The sequence below is a fragment of the Leptolyngbya sp. O-77 genome, assembly GCF_001548395.1.
In the GTDB taxonomy this organism is placed as follows: domain Bacteria; phylum Cyanobacteriota; class Cyanobacteriia; order Elainellales; family Elainellaceae; genus Thermoleptolyngbya.
Map to the genome: position 1 here is coordinate 4,366,928 of NZ_AP017367.1, position 17,580 is coordinate 4,384,507.

The window sequence follows — 17,580 nt, forward strand, 5'->3', positions numbered from 1 at the left end:
TCAGTTTGTAGGTTTTGCTTTGCGACGCTGGTTTTATGCCAGTGTAGTGACTAATCGAACTCTTCAGTAACAGAAGTGTTGAAAGATAGATTAAGCGACGAAAAAAAGGGACAGAATGCAGTATTCTGTCCCCTAGTAAACAAAAAATGATGCCTGATGATAGCCTCATTTCCGAAGCTTGTCAAATCGATCTTGATGCAGCTTTGTCCGCATGACTATCCCGTTTTGAACTCGCGCTTGTTCTTTGAAATCTGGTTGACCTTTGTGTTGGACAAGGCTTAACCAGCATGAGAGACTTATTTTACCGCCTAAATCGTACAGGTGTTGAGGTCGATATATCCACCTTTTCTAAAGCTTGCAAAACTCGAACGGATGGGCACTTTTGTCGAATCTATGCACAGTTAATTGAGCAAGTAAAGCGCAAACAGCCGACCGCGGCTCAGATACTTTTTCCGATTGATTCAACCATCGTTACACTTACCAGCAAGCTATTTTGGCTGCAAGGATATCACCAAGTTAAATTACTGAATGGAATCAACTTAGAGCAAGGATATTCGAGTGAATGCTTGATTCATTTTGGGCAAGGACATGATGCAAAGTTTGCCGATTCGATTAGCACGATGATTCCCGAAAACGGCATCGGCATCATGGATAGAGGCTTCGCAAGCTGGGAATTTCTCGACCAAATGAGTCTCACTCAAACAAAGTTTGTGGTGCGAATCAAGAACAATATGAAGACTGAACTTGACCACGACCGTTACCGCGTGGTTTGGTTCTGTGATTTGGAGAGTCGGAGCGAGTTTCGTCTGGCAACTAATGTCAATGAGATGAGCGACGAAGAAATCAGTGATACCACAAGTGTTGAATCTTAAGATTTTGGCGGGTAGTGCCAAGTTGTGCGTTGGTGCTGGTGATACCGAATTGGTCTGACTATTGACCCCATTCTCATTAACAGAAGCTCAAACTCGCCAAAAATCTCCAGGTTTGTAAAGTTGTGTATCGAGATTCAACACTTCTGCAGTGATACCTATCGGCATCGTTGGCAAATTGAGGTGTTATGGAAGTTTCTCAAGATGCACTTAAAGCTCGATCGTCTCATCACCAAGAATGTGAATGGGGTGAGTATTCAGATTTATATGGTGCTCATCACGTATTTAATCTTATTGTTAATCGAAATTCCAGCATTCTATGGCAGTGAATTGCTCGACAAGTTTCGGTATTTACAACTGGAACTGAGCCGTCGCTGCTCAATGGTTCATTGGAGCTACGATCTGCTGCCCGAAACACTCGTATGACTCTTGTAAGCTAAAATGTAAAGTTTTCTATCTGGATTTAACACTTCTGCACCTTTACCTAAAGAATACTTAGATAGCCATTACACTCAAATAGATACAGACGGTCGGCGATATCAGTTGGTTTCTGCTCACGGTGCAGGTGGAGGATCACCGCGAAGATTTTTTGGAAGAGAATTATCACCACCTCCTGGAAGACATTGGGCATATACACAAGAGAAAATTGATGAGCTAATTGATAAAAAGCGGATCGTCCTGACATCAACAGGGATGCCAAGAGTAAAAAGATACGCAGATGAAGCATCTATGCCAGTCCCATCACTTTGGACTGATTTAGCTGTTATTAACTCTCAAGCAGATGAGCGTGTTGACTATGCAACTCAAAAACCAGAAGCTTTAATTGATCGCATTATCCAAGCCTCTTCCAACGAAGGCGATCTGGTTGCCGATTTCTTTTGTGTACGGAAGGGTACGCAGGTCTGGCGGGTTGACAGCCCCCCTGAGCAGCCCCCCCTGTAGTCCCCCCCGCGCACGGGGGGGACAGGACTCTGACTCTTACTCCCTCCCCGCGTGCGGGGAGGGCTGGGGAGGGGCAAATTCCAGCATTACCCCCGAAGGAGCCACCCTCTCCCTAGTTCCCCAGGTCGGGCGAGTTAGTCCCCTGAGCAGCCCCCCCTGTAGTCCCCCCCGTGCACGGGGGGGACAGGACTCTGACTCTGACTCTTACTCCCTCCCCGCGTGCGGGAGGGCTGGGGAGGGGGCGAATTCCACTGCCGCGTGCGGGGAGGGCTGGGGAGGGGCGAATTCCACCATTACCCCCGAAGGAGCCACCCTCTCCCTAGTTGCCATCGAAACCATCCAACCCGGCGATTTTGTCCTCGCCCATGACGGCAAAGCCCATCGCGTTCTGCGCACCATCCACCGCCCCTACCAAGGTCAAATGATTGGCCTGCGGCACTCTCGCACAGAAGCAACCCTCTGGCTCACCGCCGATCACAAAGTTCTCGCTAAAACAGCCCCCCGTACCCTGGGCGGCCACTCCGACTGGTCAGGCATTCCAAGACATATGCGGGGTCGCAGTCGTGAATTGCGTCAAACCATGACCCCGCCAGAACGCAAACTGTGGGGTGCATTACGGAACAACCAACTGGGGGTTTCCTTTCGCCGTCAACATCCGATCGGCCCCTACATTGCCGATTTCTACTCCCGTGAGGCACACCTGGTTGTCGAAGTCGATGGTGCCATTGCTCACAGCAGTCCAGAGGCGATCGCCCATGATGCCAACCGGGATGCTTACCTGCGATCGCTAGGATTACGGACAATGCGGATTCCTGCCAAAAAAGTCATGACTAACCTAGAGGGAGTCGCAGCGTGGATTCAGACCATCAGTGCCGAGCCATTTAGCCCCCAAGGGGCTAAGTGGATTGCCGCCAGCGATCTCAAAGCCGGTGACATTGTTTTTTGGGGTACCGCCCTAGAAGGTGTGCGTTTGACCAACGTGGTCGCCGTCCCCAGTGAAGAAGAAGTCTATGACCTAGAAGTAGAAGCAGCCCATTCTTACCTCACAGAGGTTTGTGCCATCCATAACTGTGGCAGTGGCACCACTGGGGCGGTTGCCGAGCGGTTGGGGCGCAGGTGGTTGATGTGTGATTTGGGGCGGTTTGCCATCCACACCACCCGCAAGCGGATGATTGAGCTTCAGCGCAAGTTGTACAGTAAGGGCAAACCCTATCGCGCCTTTGATGTCTATAACCTGGGGCGCTACGAGCGGCAGTGGTGGCAAAAAGACCGCTTGCAGGGGGCAGATGAAGAACATCGGCGGGTGATTCTGGAGTTTTTCAAAGCCGAGGTGCTGACCAATCCGCCCTCACCGCTACTGCATGGGCGCAAAGCGGGGGCATTTTGCCATGTGGATGGCATCGACTCCATGTTTACCCGCGAAGAAGCCAAACAGGTGGCGCAGGCAACGGCGCAGGCGGGCGGGCGGGAGTGCTATTGCCTCGCCTGGGAGTTTGAGATGGACTTGCATCTGCTGGTGAATGCCCTGGTGCAGGAGTTGGGCGTAAAGCTGAAGCTGGTGCAGATTCCCCGCGAAATTATGGAGAAGAATCGCAAGGCACCACCCCCGTTTTTGGAAGTGGCTGTCCTCGCCGCCGAACCCGTCTACCGTAAAGCAACGACTAAAGTCGTTACTACAAACCAAGCTCGTAGTGAGGACTTTAGTCCTCAAACCCAACCGCAAGGAACGACTGAAGTTGTTACTACAAACCAGGCTCGTAGTGAGGACTTTAGTCCTCAAGCCCGCACCGTAGACATCAAACTCACCCAGTTTCTTCCATCCCTTGCCGAAGTGCCCACCAAGGAACTGGAAGCCATCAAAGAACGGGCGATCAAAAGCGGCTTTGATTTTATTGATTTCTGGGCAGTGGATTTCAACTGGCATCCCGGTAAACCCTTCACCCACGACTGGCAAGACTACCGCACCCGCAAAGATCGCAGCCTCAAAACCATCAGCGATGCGGGCTACACCTACCCCGCTCCCGGCAAATACACCGCCTGCGTCAAAGTCGTCGATACCTTCGGCTGCGACACCTCGATTACCGTAGAGGTGGAAGTATGACCCCAGTTCGTAGTAAGGGCTTTAGCCCTTATCACCAGGAAATAACGACTAAAGTCGTTACTACGAACCTTGATGTCGGAGGTACTTGCCATGTATGAGTATCGCCAACTAACACCCGTGCAGCGGGCTGAACTGGTGCAACAACGCTTAGCGAAGGGCTATCCACCCCACAGCCCACCTCATCCGATTCAGGATCAATCGTTCTACTTGCTAACAGCAGCTTGCTACGAACACAAGTGCCATATCAAGACTGAGCAACGACGCAAACAGCTTTTAGATTTGCTATTTGAGCAGTTTATAGATTGTGGTATTGAACTGCGAGGATGGGTGATCTTGCCCAATCATTATCATGTGTTAGTTTATTTGGGTGATTTTGGTGAGGACTCAAGTCCTCACTATGAACCTGTTTGTAGTAAGGGCTTTAGCCCTTATCAACAAATCGGGAAAGTTTTACAACGAGTGCATGGCTCTACCTCTCGACAGTGGAACCTGGAAGATCAAACAGTCGGGCGGAAAGTTTGGTATGCCTATAGCGATCGCGCTATCCGCTCCGATCGCCATTACTACACAACCCTGAATTACATTCACTACAACCCGGTTAAACACGAATGGTCAAAATCACCCTATGACTGGATTTGTAGTAGTGTGCATTGGTATTTGGCGCAGCAAGGACGTGATTTTTTACGGGATGCTTGGGTGCGCTATCCCATCAAAGACTATGGAAGAGAATGGGATGAATTTTTAATGCCTGAATATGCCTCGCTAAAGCGAGAACTACAAACTCATTCAGGAGAAACTCTATGGCAGAGCGAGTAAAAGTTTGGTTTGATCCGGAAGCTGACTTTCTAGAGGTGATTTTTTCGGACGCTCCGGGCTATATGCGGGAAACCGAAAATGATGCCGTTATGGAGCGGGTGGATTTAGAGAGCAACCTGCTCGGCTTCTCCATTCTGGCGGTTAGTCAGCTTGCCAAATCAAAGCCATTGATGGCTGAGTTGCTTTCAGGAAGAGGAAGTGTAGCATGATCTCTATCAGTCAAATTCAGGCTTTTAGTCAACAAATTGCTGAGAAATTTCAGCCAGAACGCATTATCTTGTTTGGCTCTTATGCCTCTGGACAGCCCACCGAAGACTCAGATGTAGATTTATTGGTAATTTTGCCCTTTGAGGAAATGCCAGTGCAAAAGGCGATCGCCATTCGGCAACAAATTAAGGCTCCCTTCCCCCTAGATCTGATAGCAAGAACTCCTGAACAAATTCAGCAACGCCTGGAAATGGGTGACTTTTTTATTCAAGATATCATGAAAAATGGTCGTGTTCTCTATGAAGCCAATCACGCAAGAGTGGGTCAATAAAGCAGAAGGTGATTTTGCCACCGCTCAGCGAGAGCTTCAGGTTCAGCAACTGGCTAATTACGATGCCGTATGTTTTCATGCTCAGCAATGCATCGAAAAATATCTGAAAGCTTGCCTCCAAGAAGAAAATATTCCGTTTACAAAGACTCACGACCTCAGCGCATTACTCGATCTGTTCTTACCCATCCAGCCGGGGTGGGCATCTTTGCGTCCGATTCTTGATGCCCTAACAACCTATGCGGTTGAGTTTCGCTATCCGGGTGTCTCAGCTAATCAGGCGATCGCCAATCAAGCCTTTCAAGATTGTGCCGCTATTCGTCAAACCATTCGCCAGCATCTTTCGTTGTAAATCTCACACGCCCTACCCATGACCTCCTCCACTCTCAACCCCACCGTTCTCGAACCCCTCTTTGCCCCCTGGCAGGAACCCAACGCCCATCGCGTCCGGGCAGAAAAATCTGGCGACCCTGCTGTGGTAAAACAGGGACGCAGAGCTTCCCCGATTGAGGTGGTCAATAACCTGCGCTCAGCGGTGCGAGAATGGCGAGAAGCGTTTTATATCGGAGCCAGCGACACCACAATTCAATTGCTCAACCACTGGTTCAACCGCGCTCATCGCAAAACCACCCCCGATGGTGAAGAATTCGAGTTTCGCTATTACTTCTGCCAGCGAGAAGCCGTCGAAACCCTGATTTACCTCAAGGAAGTGCGGCGGATCGAATGCCTATCCCAAATCATTGCCGAGTTTGGCGGCACAAATGCCGAATTGCAAGCCTTGGGCATCACTGAAGACGAAGATGCCTGGAGCCGCTACGCCTTCAAACTGGCAACCGGGGCAGGTAAAACCAAAGTCATGAGCCTGTGCATTGTCTGGAGCTACTTCCACGCCCTGCGGGAATCCGACTCTGAAATGGCGCGGCATTTTGTCGTCATTGCCCCCAACCTGACGGTCTACGAACGCCTCAAAGACGACTTTGGCAACGGGCGCGTGTTTGACGAAGACCCCCCTGATTCCCCCCCGAATGGCGCGGCGATTGGAATTTATCCGTGGTGCTACAGGACGAAGCCAGTGGTGCCGCTACGGGTGGGACGCTCTATCTCACCAATATTCATCGTCTCTACGACACTGCCAAACGCAAAAAGAAAGCCGAGGAAGACACCTATGCCTGGATGGGGCCAGCCGTCTCAAAAACCAAAGCGCTGGATACGGGAGCGGCATTGCGGGACAGGATCACGGCCCACCGCCGCGTCATGGTGCTGAATGACGAGGCTCACCATGTTTGGGATGCTGGCTCCGCCTGGAACGAAGCCATCCGCACCCTGCACGAAACCATCCTGGCTCGGAGTGGTTGCAAACTGGTGACGCAACTGGATTTTTCCGCCACGCCCAAAGACAACAAAGGGCAACTGTTCAAACACATTGTCTGCGATACACCGCTGGGGGAAGCGGTGGATGCCGGAATTGTCAAAACCCCGCTGATCGGACAAGCCAGCCGCAAACTGGTGGAGCAAGCCGACGACAACGCCGCCTATCGCTGGGAACAGCATTTACTATTGGGTTACGAACGCTGGAAAGCCAGCAAAGCCGAGTGGCAAGCCAGCGGCAAAAAGCCGCTCCTGTTCATCATGTGCGACGATACCGATGCCGCCGATCAAATCACTCAACGCTTCAACACTGACCCGCTATTTGAGCAACTCAACGGCAAAACCATCAACCTGCACACCAACCTGAAGGGCAAGCTGAAAAAAGTCGGACGGGGCAAGGATGCCCGCTATGAATTTGTCGAAGACGAAAAAGCCATCAGCGACGATGACCTAAAGGCATTGCGAAAACTCAGTCGAGAACTGGATAGCAACGCCAGCCCCTATTTCTGCATTGTCTCAGTATTGATGCTGCGGGAAGGCTTGGGACGTGCGCAACGTGACGACGATCGTGCCTTTGCGTCCCTACAGCTCTAAAGCCAATATTTTGCCCGAGCAAACCCTGGGTCGGGGCTTGCGCCGTATGACTCCCCCCGGTCAAGCCAATGAACTGGTGACAGTAGTGGAACATCCCGCCTTTGCCAGCCTCTATCAGCAAGAACTGGCTCAAGAAGGCTTGCCGCTGGAAATTGTAGAACTCAATCGCGTTCCTGCCACCACGATTTCCATCTTTCCCGATGAAGCCCACAAAGATGTGAATGCCCTGAATATCCAGATTCCCACTCTTTCCGCAGGTTTTCGGATTGTGCCCAAGCTGGAGGGTTTGACGATTCAGGATGTGAAAAAAGCCTTTAAGCGGTTTCAGCCGTTGCCTTTGGGGATGACTAAAGTTGGCACTACGAACGAGTTTGTAGTAACCACTTCAGGGGTTAATGATGTTACTGGGGAGCCGACTAAAGTCGGCACTACGAACGAGTTTGTAGTAACCACTTCAGGGGTTAATGATGTTACTGGGGAGCCGACTAAAGTCGGCACTACGAACGGGACAAATACGATCGAATACGAAGGACGACATCTCTTTACAGGGGAAGTCGTCGAAAAAATGCAGTTGAATCTGCCTCTGTTGGAGTCGGGCATTGGCGCGGTTTCCTACTATGTCAAGCAACTGGAAACCATTTGCAAACTGCGAGGACTCCATCCCATTCTGGCTCCTCTGATTCAGACCTTTCTGGAAGAAATCCTATTTGAGCAGAAAACTACCTTGTTCGATCCGGCTCTGGTGGCTCGATTAGCCGATTCTGATGTGGGCGAACACCTGCGGGCAGTGTTTGTGCCCCTGATCCGCAGCCGCACCACCACCACCGAAGAACGGCTGATGGTCGAACCGCCCAAATCCCTGAATGCCTGGAAACCTTTTCAAGTCACTCTCAGCGAACGCCGTCCCGCCCTGGAAGCCGCAAAAACTCTCTTCAACCTCGTCACCTGCAATCGGGAATTAGAAGTGGCAGTCGCGAAGTTCTGCGATCGCGCCCCCGATGTCGCCGCCTTTGCCAAAAATGCCGGACCACAGTGCTTGCGAATTGATTACCTGGCGAATGGAGACAGACTTGCCTTCTATACCCCCGATTTCTTTGTCCGCACGATTGATGGTCACTACTATTTGGTCGAAACCAAGGGGCGAGAAGATCGGGATGTGCCACTGAAAGCAAAAGCGGCGATCGCCTGGTGTGAGGCTGCTTCTGGGGTGACGACTGAAGTCGCCACTACAAACCAAAACGTTCGTAGTGCTGACTTTAGTCAGCAAAAAGCAGGCACCTGGCACTATCTTTACATTCCCCAAAGCGTGTTTGAACGCATGGCAAACGATACCGTTGCTGAACTGGCTCGTGCCTGTGCCCCTGCCCTGCAAAACCTGCTCCAGGCTGAGGAATTTCAGGATTTACCGCTGTTCGTGAATTTGGGGCAGGTGGATGAAGAAGCTTCTGCTGTCGATAGCCTGATTGATCCAGCCATTCTCAATGCTCTGCCTTCTCGCTATCGCCGCGCCGCCGATCAAGCCGTCATGCTCTACCGCTTCTTCGAGAACAAAGAGGGGATGAATTATGCCCCTGTTTTTACCGCTCTGTTGGGTTCGATCGATGAAGTGGCGAAAGGCTTCCTGGCGCGGCGACTGCGACCAGAAATGCCCGTCACCGTAGAAGACCAAAAAACCTGGTTCGCTCCCTATCTGGGCAGTGTTGACCGTAAATCAGAGGACTATTACCGCAAATTGGCACAAAATCTGAAGCGGACGTTGGTGTTCAATAATGGCTTGTCGCTGATCGGGTTGCTGCGCTCGTGTTTAGACTATGCTCTCAATGACACCACGAAAATCGGCGGTGTGTTTGAAGCCTTACAAACTCAGTTACGGTTTCAGGGTGGGCGTAAGTTTTTGGAAACCGTCACCCGCATCAATGACTTTCGGAACACCTACATTGCCCATCAGGAAAAAGAATTAACCGATAAGAACTTAGCTGAGCAAGAACTCAAAATCTGGATCGAGGCATTGCATATGATTGGAAAGTAAACGAAATGTACTTGCCAAGCGAGATGACAAACCGTTGACTTAGCCTTGCCGCCGGAGTTTGGAGCCGACCGCCGAGGGGTTATCCCTCTTTTGCCAGTTTTGTGAGGGAAAAGTTTTGTGAGGGAAAATCTGAACCAGCGGTTTCTCGTGCTGCTACAGCGTGTGCATAGGAGGAGTGTTCTACAGAAAGTTGTCACTCTGGATTTTCTTTGTCCACAGTGATAAAAGAAGGGTTATCTGTGGGCGTCAAAAGGGATTTGTGGCAGATTATCTTGATCGATCACTCCATCGCGAAAGGCTGCTGCCCCTAGACAGAACCCTGCAAACAGTTCATAATAAGGGCGAGTTTACAAATCTTAAGAAATAGTTAAGAATTCTCCTTTCCATAAATCCGGTTAGGTCGCTGCGACCATTCACGACGATTCGCTTTCTGAATGCCCCATAGAAAGCTCTAGAAGGCTTCCCACCGCTTGAGGACGATCTATGCCCGGATTGACCCTACCCCTTGCCCCCGCGCCGCCAAGCGCAGCGTTGCTGTCTCAGGCCGTTACCCAGTTTGGAGCGCCGCTTTATCTATACGACTTGGCGCTGATTGAATCCCGATTTGCGGATCTCGACCACAGCCTCCCTCAGAACTTTCGCCTGCACTACGCCCTCAAGGCAAATAGCAATCTTACCCTCTCGCACCTGCTGGCGCGGCGGGGCGCAGCCGCAGAGGTCAGCTCTCTGGGTGAATTCATCGCCGCGCTGAAGTCGGGCTATTCTGCTGAGGAAACGGTCTTCACGGGCCCTGGCAAAACCAATGATGAACTGGCAGAGGCCCTCAATTACCATATTGGGCTGATTGTCGTAGAGTCGGCCAATGAAGCGCGACGGCTGAACCAGATAGCGACGGAGCAGGGAAAACAGCAGCCCATCCTGCTGCGAATTAACCCCCAGTTTCGCACGCTGAATAGCTGTGATTCTGGCTGTGCGATCGACGCGAAGACGAATCGCGTTGTACATGCTGACGAGAATTTCAAAGCAGTTTCCGAAGCAATCTCTGAAACGGATGGCAGTCACAATGGCGACACGCTAAAACCCATTGCCATGAATGGGCAAGGCGCGAGTAAGTTTGGCGTAGATGAGGCGCAGACAGCAGACGAACTGTTGCAGATTCAGTCGCTCAGTCATGTACGGCTTCAGGGAATTCATGTGTTCACCGAAAGCAACGTGCTGGATTATCGGCAACTGATTGATGCGTGGCAAAACACTGTGGCGATCGCCCACCGACTGCGATCGCAGGGCTTTGACATTAACATTATCGACTTTGGCGGCGGTATTGGTGTGCCCTACAACTCGGTCGATGCCGCGTTTGATGTGCCTGCGTTTGGGGCGGCCCTGCAAGCTCTGTTTAGCCACGAGCCGTTTCATTTCATTTTGGAAATGGGGCGCTATCTCGTTTGTGAGGCAGGGATGTATTTGACAGAGGTGCTGGACATTAAGGAATCGCAGGGCAAACGGTTTGCGATTCTCAACGGCGGTGTTCACCATCTCTACCGCACCCCCGCGATGCAAAACGCCAGCAAGTTTCTGCGCGTCCTGGGAAAAGAGTCATCCGACACAATGCCCACCACGATCGCGGGTCAGCTGCCAACGCCTATCGATGTGTTGGTGCGCGATGCGCTGCTGCCTGTGGATTTGGAAATTGGCGATCGCCTGGTCATCCGAAACTGCGGGGCTTACGGCTTCAATCACTCGCTAACCAACTTTGCGCTGCACCCTGCCCCCGCAGAGGTCGCCATTTGGGGCGATCGCCTGGAGCTAATCCGGGCCCGCAGTCGCTACGAGGACTTCTTCCAGCATCAGCGACTGATTCAGTTTTAAGTCTCTAGGTTTGAAACCGCCGAGTTGATTTTTAGCTCGACTCTGTTGAACTCTTCGCAGGTTAGTTCTGCACTGAGATGTGCAAAGTTCTATGTAATGAACTGATTCAAAAGGTATCATGACTGATCCAAGCTACGTAACAATTGGCATGCGTCGAGAGAATGAAGATCGCAAGTTTGAGGCTAGAGTTCCACTAGTTCCGACTGACATACGCCGTTTGAAAGGGCAGTTGGGCGATTGCGTTCGGTTTATTGTGCAGCCAGCGCGACTGCGGACGTTCTCTGATGCTGAATTTGCGGCGGCGGGAGCCGTGATTCAGGAAGACCTATCCGAGGCAGAGATCATCTGTTGCGTCAAAGAGCTTTACCCAGAGCAACTGCTGGATGGCAAAACGTACCTGGTGTTTGCCCATGTAATCAAGGGGCAGCCCGACAATATGCCCCTGCTGCAACAACTGCTCGATCGCCGCGTGACGCTGATCGACTATGAATGCATCACCGATGAAGAAGGGCGGCGGACGGTGTTTTTTGGGCGATCGGCTGGACAAACGGGGATGTTTGAGACGCTGCGAGCCTTTGGACAGCGCTGTGTGGCGTTGGGCAAGCCCTGCGTGTTTGCAGACCTGAAGCCTGTGTATGAGTACGTAAACCTGTCTGAAGCGAAGGCGCATCTACAAATTCTGGGCGAGCGCCTGCAACAAGATCTGGCGCTGCTGGGCGTGACGGACTATCCGCTGGTGGTGGCGATCGCCGGATTGGGCAACGTCGGTCAGGGCGCGATGGAGATTTTGCAACTGCTGTCGCCCCAAACAGTTTCGGCAGAGGCGTTGCCCGCGCTGTTTGCCTCTGGTCGCACAGGGCTGTTTCAGTGCCCTCTGCAAAAGTCCGACACGCTCCGCAATGGGGACGGTCTTTTCGACAGTGCCGAGTATGCAACTTTTCCTGAGCGCTACAGCAGCCGCATCCCTGATTTATTACCTTACGTATCCATCTTGCTGAACTGCGTTTTTTGGGCCCCGCAATATCCGCGCATCTTGCCCCACGATGCATTTCAAGCCGCATGGCGACGGGGTAATCATCGCCTGCAAGTTGTCGGAGATCTGAGCTGCGATCCGCCTGCGGGCAGCGTTGCCTGTACGGTGCAATCGGGTGATTTATACAACCCGGTGTTTGGCTATGATCCGATCTCGCGGGCAGTGCTGGAGCCATTTTCTGAAAGCGGTATAACCGTGATGGCGGTAGACAACCTGTCGGCTGGTCTGCCTCATGATGCGTCTGTTGCCTTTAGCGCAATGCTGCGCGATTGGATTCCGCCACTGGTTGCTGCGAAGCTGAGTGGAGCCAACTGGGTAGATGCGCTTCCCCCGGCCCTGCTGCGGGCTATGGTAACGCATCAGGGCCGCCTGATGAGGAATTTTCAGAGGTTACAGCCTGATCTGGAACGGTATGGTTCTGTCGTTCAGCCCGTGTAGCGTTTAGGAAGTTTAAGCAGCGATCGCCCGTGAAGATTTCTCGACTTCTAGCGTGCGATCGCTGTTCGTTCCCACTTACATTTACCTATCCTGATTCCATTCTCTAGCTTGACAAATGTTCTGATTTGTCAGGTTTATTTTGCGTGAAAACTTGCCTCCTCTCAACGTGCTGCCTTAGTGTTCTAAAAAATCCTAAAAAATCTCGCTGAATGTTTTCTAGATATCATCGGAAGCGCTTTGGCTAATTCTAAAATTAACATTAAGTTTTATTAAGCATTCGCTATCATATTCATCCTCGATACGACTCAGCTTTTCAATTTTGGATTTCTTCTGAATCTTCCCGTCCGATGGAGTGCGTATCGTGACCCTATCTGTTTCTACTGCAAGCTTTCTGAAAAAGCTGGCGATTTATGGAGCGATCGCCACTGTCACTATCCCCTGCATCCTCCTGTTCCCATTTCCGTTCAAGCTGCCGTTCCAGTTCGTGCTGGGCGTGATGTTTGCCCACGGGGTCGAGCTTTCTCACGAAATGATTCACCAGAAGCACTTTGGGCGACACTGGGGCGGGGCGATCGGCTTCCTGCTGGGGCTACCTATGGGAGTGGAGTTTACCCGCTACAGCATCACCCACAGCTATCACCACCGGGCCGTGGGCACGCCCGAAGACGAAGAATCCTTCTCCTATGACTTTGGTAAGCTGAGCGCACCGCTGAGCTTTTTGCTGCACCTGTCTATGCTGAGTCACTACCGCACGGTAGTCCGCAGCTTGCTGGGTTCTTTATTGGGCAATGAAACTGCGATTCGGATCAGCATGGGCCCGGCAGGCACAACAGCACCCCGCTGGGCGATCGCCAACGTGATGCGTGGCTATCGAGTCATGGCGCTGCTGCTATTCGGCATGGGGCTAATAACGGCCGTTCTGCAAACTCCTGTGTTCGTTCATCTCTGGCTCGTGCCGCTGCTGTTTGCTGGCCCCGTTCATGCGCTGATCGAACTGCCGGAACACTGGGGCTGTCAGCGAGATACCACGGATATGATGGTCAACACGCGCACGATCTTACCGAGCCGCTTTGCCGACTGGCTGACCAATGGCAACTGCTGGCACGTCGAACACCACTACAAGCCTGCCCTGCCCATGGCCGACCTCCCTAGGCTACATGAGGCGATCGCCCCCCAGATCAAGTATCTGAACTTGGGCTACGGGGAGTTTTATCGCGAGTTTTTCACCGAGCTATGGAGATCGCCAGTTGCCCCAACTGATTGAAGCCTATCGCAATCTTGGTCGCCTGACATTTCGCCAAGCAGTGAGGGACTGGGTTGAACGACAGATAGAACAAGAGTCAGCACAGGATTAGACCGTGTAATCCAATTTTTAGAGCCTTTTGCGTGATTTTTTTGTGTGTGGCAGCGGTACAGGTTTAGCCTATCTCTGGGAACGCAAGAGCGAATGCAAAGACGAATTGCTATTACAGGCGTTGGGCAGGGATTAGGGCGATCGCTCGCGCATCGGTTCATCACGCTGGGGCATACGGTCTGTGGCTGTGATCTGAATGGAGGGGCGATCGCCCAGTTGCAGCAGCAATACGCCGCCCTGCATCAGCTTCAGAACCACCAGTTTCAGAGCGTGGACGTGACCCGACCCGATCAGGTCAATGCTTGGGCTGAAGCGGCACTCGAACAGGGCGCACCAGATTTGCTGATCAATAATGCGGGCTATACGCCGCCGATGTCCGCTTTTTGGGACTTGTCCGCTGCCGAGTTTGACCGGACGCTGGCGGTCAACGTGCAGGGAGTTGCCAATGTGCTGCGGGCGTTTCTTCCGGCAATGGTGGCGCAGCGGCGGGGCATTATTGTGAATCTGAGTGCCCGCTGGGGCAGACAGGGAGCCGCCAACGCCGCCGCCTATTGCGCCAGCAAGTGGGCGATCGAGGGGCTGACCCGGGCGATCGCCCTGGAATTGCCGGCTGGGATGGCAGCGGTCACCTTTTCGCCCGGAGCTGTCCACACCCACGCGCTGGAAGTGGTTTACGGTGCAGAAAAGGCTGCGACCTATCCCAGTCCCGATGAATGGGCAGAGCAGGCCGCTGAAACCCTGCTGGCGATCGCCCCAGAACAAAATGGTCAAGCCCTGCCCTGAGCGCAAAATCCTGCCGCCAACTCAAAGACTTAAAGATTTTCTGGCAAACACCGTGATTTCCGAAGTGTGGCAATCCGAACTGATCGGGTTGCGAAGCGTTGCGAAATGAGAATCCTGTCGTTGGAATCCACCTATATACCAATTACTGGATTGTCACAGTTATGACTGCTCCTTCACCCCAGGGCCAATCGCTACAAGTCCCGGTTACTCGTTTGATGGAACTGCTGCGCCAAGAGCCAGCGCTGCGATCGCACCTCGACACGACTCCGGCCGAAGCGTCGCTGGCAAAGGCGATCGCCCCGACGTTTGAAATCGTCTTTGCAGGAGCCTTCAGCGCCGGAAAGTCCATGCTGATCAACGCGCTGCTGGAGCGCGAACTGCTCTATAGCGCCGAAGGACACGCTACGGGTACGGAATGTCGCATTGCCTACGCCGAAGCAGGTAAAGAGCGCGTCGTGCTGACCTTTATGAGCGAGGCAGAAATCCGCGAACAAGCGGCGGCGCTGTGCCAGCGGCTAGGCGTGACGGCTCCGGCCGACATTCGCCAGCCCGACGTGGTGAACCTGCTGCAAGGGCTGTGCTGCGACGTGATTGCCACCGAGGGCGGCGAGAGCAAGTCGGAGCGGGCCAAGCAGGCCAGTGCGCTGAATTACCTGCTGGACGGGTTTGTCACCAATGGCGATCGCATCCACCCGACGCAAAACCAGACCTATTCGATGGAGCAGTTCCAGTTTGCTACGCTCCAGGAAGCCGCCGCCTACGCCCGCCGGGGAGCCAATAGCGCCGTCCTCAAGCGGATTGAATACTACTGCCATCATCCGCTGCTGCAAGACGGAAACGTGCTGGTGGATACGCCGGGAATCGATGCACCTGTAAAGCGCGACGCGGAACTGACCTACCGCAAGATCGAAAATCCCGATACGTCCGCCGTGGTGTGCGTGCTAAAGCCTGCTGCTGCGGGCGACATGACCAGCGAAGAAACGGAACTGCTGGAGACGACCCGCAGTAATCCCGGCGTGCGCGATCGCGTCTTTTATGTGTTCAACCGGATTGACGAAACCTGGTATAACACGCAGCTCCGGCAGCGGCTGGATCGGCTGGTGCAGGAGCAGTTTCAGGATACCAACCGGATCTATCGCACCAGCGCCCTTTTGGGGTTCTATGGCAGTCAGATTCGCAATACCAGTGCGGGCGATCGCTACAGGCTGGATTCCATCTTTGCCGACAGCATTCGCATTAATGGTGAAATCGAAGACACGCCGCAATTCATTAATGAATTCAACCGCTATTGCGCCAACTCTGGCAAGCTGCCTGCCGATCGCTTTCGCATTGATGTGCGGAGTTATGAATCGCCGAATGAAAACTACGTGCGAATCCTGAGCGAACAGGGGCGATCGCTCATTGACCAACTGATTCACGATAGCGGGATTGAAAGCTTTCGCAATGCTATCACTCGCTATCTGACCGAAGAGAAGCGTCCCCAACTCCTCGCCACGCTGGCAGACGACTTGCAGCCCCTCTGCATCGCCCTCCGCAAAGCCTACCTCGACGCTTGGCAGCACATCGGCAGCCAGCCCCGCGATCTGGAGGGCATTAAGGCAATGGAACTGCGCCAGCTGAGCCACGACCTGAAGCGCGTTGGCGAAGCCTTTCAGCAGGATATCGAAGCCTCGGTGAATGAAGCCGTTGCCAGCAGCCTCAACACTGCCTTTGAAGACGATTTCAAGCGCCTCAAAGCCCGCATGGTCAGCCGCCTGGACGAACTGCTGCAAACCTTTTCCGTCAGCCAAGTGCATCGTCAGGCGCAAGCCAGCCACAAGCGCAATTCCGTCGTGCCGCTGTCGGGCATTCTGGCAGAGGCGTTCTATTACCTGGCAAACGGGCTAGAAGAGGTGCTGGTGGAATCGTCGCAAGACCTGATGGGGCGCTTCTTTCAGCGGCTGATCGACCGGGTGCGCCAGCAGGACTATTACCGCGATTTGTATCGACTGCTGGGCAACGACGGCGGCATCGAGCAAGCCCTGCGCCGACTGCGCGACCAAGCGACCTTGGCACTGGAAAACGAAGCCAGGACGGAGTGCGATCGCTATGTGCGGGAACGCCCGGAGTTCTACACCGAGGGCACCTGCTCGATCTGGCAACTGCGGCAAACGCTGCAACAGGCCTGTCGCGGCTACGACTACCAGACCATGATCGAGGCAGAACCCGCAATTCGCCAACTGCTCAAGCTCGACTTTGAGCAAAAGGTGAAGGACACCATCACCCGCACCTTCCGCCAGACGATTAACCAAACGCTGAACGCGCACCTGCTGCCCAGCGCCCAGCAACAGGCAGACCACATCCTCCAGCAATACGACGCGGCCCGCGCTTATCTGGCCCGCGTGCTGGAAAAGGAAGCCGAGGAAAAAATTCGCCAGCTCGATCGCCAAAAGGCAGACCTAGAGCAGCACATCGCCACCTACAACGAGGCGATCGCCACGTTCAACCAGCATCTAGAAGCTATGCAGCTTGACCGCAAGGCGCTGCCCAGTATCAGCGAGGCAGATCTGGTCATTTTGCCCGTCGAAGAACCCGCCGAGACGCTAGAAACGCCGCAAGTTGCGGGCAGAAAGAAGGGGCGATCGCCTAACTTCAGCACCTTAGGGAACCCGGTCGTTCTAGACGGGCGATCGGGGTTCTACCCAGCTTTAGGGATTGATTTTTCGCGTAAAGCTATCATCTCTTGCTCAAACTGACTGAGTAAGCGAGTCACTGTCACCCGCGTTGTGCCTAGTGCATCGGCTATGTCTTGATGGGTCAGTCGCAGATTAATTAGTTTCCCTTGCTCGTGTGTTTCTCCAAATTGACTTGAG

14 protein-coding genes and 1 pseudogene are annotated in these 17,580 nt (G+C 53.2%); 14 read left to right on the plus strand and 1 reads right to left on the minus strand.

The window, feature by feature from the left end; genetic code table 11:
- Positions 1-156 precede the first annotated feature (156 nt).
- The 14 genes and pseudogenes from O77CONTIG1_RS28460 to O77CONTIG1_RS18525 all read left to right on the plus strand — a co-directional run bounded on the left by O77CONTIG1_RS28460 (position 157) and on the right by O77CONTIG1_RS18525 (position 17,463).
- A pseudogene (locus O77CONTIG1_RS28460) lies at positions 157-1,295 on the plus strand (transposase).
- Between the two features lie 117 nt (positions 1,296-1,412).
- Positions 1,413-1,811 carry a DNA methyltransferase gene (locus O77CONTIG1_RS25710; protein ID WP_197673236.1) on the plus strand — a complete coding sequence of 133 codons (399 nt, stop codon included), beginning with the start codon at positions 1,413-1,415 and terminating at the stop codon, positions 1,809-1,811.
- A gap of 421 nt (positions 1,812-2,232) precedes the next feature.
- Positions 2,233-3,912: a DUF559 domain-containing protein gene (locus tag O77CONTIG1_RS25235; RefSeq protein ID WP_172799724.1), complete on the plus strand. Its 1,680-nt coding sequence runs from the start codon at positions 2,233-2,235 to the stop codon at positions 3,910-3,912.
- A gap of 90 nt (positions 3,913-4,002) precedes the next feature.
- Positions 4,003-4,728, plus strand: coding sequence for a transposase (locus O77CONTIG1_RS23815; protein ID WP_084783059.1), 726 nt, complete (start codon positions 4,003-4,005; stop codon positions 4,726-4,728).
- On the plus strand, positions 4,713-4,937 hold the full coding sequence (locus O77CONTIG1_RS18485; protein ID WP_068513599.1) for a DUF2283 domain-containing protein: 225 nt from the start codon (positions 4,713-4,715) through the stop codon (positions 4,935-4,937). The genes O77CONTIG1_RS23815 and O77CONTIG1_RS18485 overlap by 16 nt, the downstream gene beginning before the upstream one ends.
- Positions 4,934-5,266 (plus strand): nucleotidyltransferase domain-containing protein, encoded by a 333-nt coding sequence (locus O77CONTIG1_RS18490; protein ID WP_068513602.1) that lies wholly within the window; start codon positions 4,934-4,936, stop codon positions 5,264-5,266. The genes O77CONTIG1_RS18485 and O77CONTIG1_RS18490 overlap by 4 nt, the downstream gene beginning before the upstream one ends.
- On the plus strand, positions 5,235-5,615 hold the full coding sequence (locus O77CONTIG1_RS18495; protein ID WP_068513605.1) for a HEPN domain-containing protein: 381 nt from the start codon (positions 5,235-5,237) through the stop codon (positions 5,613-5,615). Before O77CONTIG1_RS18490 ends, O77CONTIG1_RS18495 begins: the two co-directional genes overlap by 32 nt.
- An 18-nt stretch (positions 5,616-5,633) precedes the next feature.
- The gene (locus O77CONTIG1_RS28465; RefSeq protein ID WP_410503473.1) at positions 5,634-6,527 is read left to right on the plus strand and encodes a DEAD/DEAH box helicase family protein; all 894 of its coding nucleotides are present in this window, start codon (positions 5,634-5,636) and stop codon (positions 6,525-6,527) included.
- A gap of 651 nt (positions 6,528-7,178) precedes the next feature.
- Positions 7,179-9,254 (plus strand): hypothetical protein, encoded by a 2,076-nt coding sequence (locus O77CONTIG1_RS23825; protein ID WP_197673238.1) that lies wholly within the window; start codon positions 7,179-7,181, stop codon positions 9,252-9,254.
- 483 nt (positions 9,255-9,737) lie between these two features.
- Complete coding sequence (locus O77CONTIG1_RS18505) at positions 9,738-11,120, plus strand: diaminopimelate decarboxylase family protein (RefSeq protein ID WP_068513608.1); 1,383 nt, start codon at positions 9,738-9,740, stop codon at positions 11,118-11,120.
- A gap of 148 nt (positions 11,121-11,268) precedes the next feature.
- Positions 11,269-12,591 carry a hypothetical protein gene (locus O77CONTIG1_RS18510; protein WP_172799725.1) on the plus strand — a complete coding sequence of 441 codons (1,323 nt, stop codon included), beginning with the start codon at positions 11,269-11,271 and terminating at the stop codon, positions 12,589-12,591.
- A 361-nt stretch (positions 12,592-12,952) separates the two neighbouring features.
- Positions 12,953-13,855: a fatty acid desaturase gene (locus tag O77CONTIG1_RS18515; RefSeq protein ID WP_084782832.1), complete on the plus strand. Its 903-nt coding sequence runs from the start codon at positions 12,953-12,955 to the stop codon at positions 13,853-13,855.
- A 183-nt stretch (positions 13,856-14,038) separates the two neighbouring features.
- A complete protein-coding gene (locus O77CONTIG1_RS18520; protein ID WP_068513619.1) occupies positions 14,039-14,728 on the plus strand; it encodes an SDR family oxidoreductase in 690 nt (229 codons plus the stop codon).
- Between the two features lie 161 nt (positions 14,729-14,889).
- A complete protein-coding gene (locus tag O77CONTIG1_RS18525) occupies positions 14,890-17,463 on the plus strand; it encodes a dynamin-like GTPase family protein (RefSeq protein ID WP_084782833.1) in 2,574 nt (857 codons plus the stop codon).
- On the opposite strand, the gene O77CONTIG1_RS28470 is transcribed toward O77CONTIG1_RS18525, so the two are convergent.
- Entirely contained in the window at positions 17,406-17,540 is a 135-nt protein-coding gene (locus tag O77CONTIG1_RS28470; protein WP_084782834.1) for a helix-turn-helix domain-containing protein, read from the minus strand. The two genes, O77CONTIG1_RS18525 and O77CONTIG1_RS28470, sit on opposite strands and share 58 nt — an antisense overlap.
- Positions 17,541-17,580: the final 40 nt, after the last annotated feature.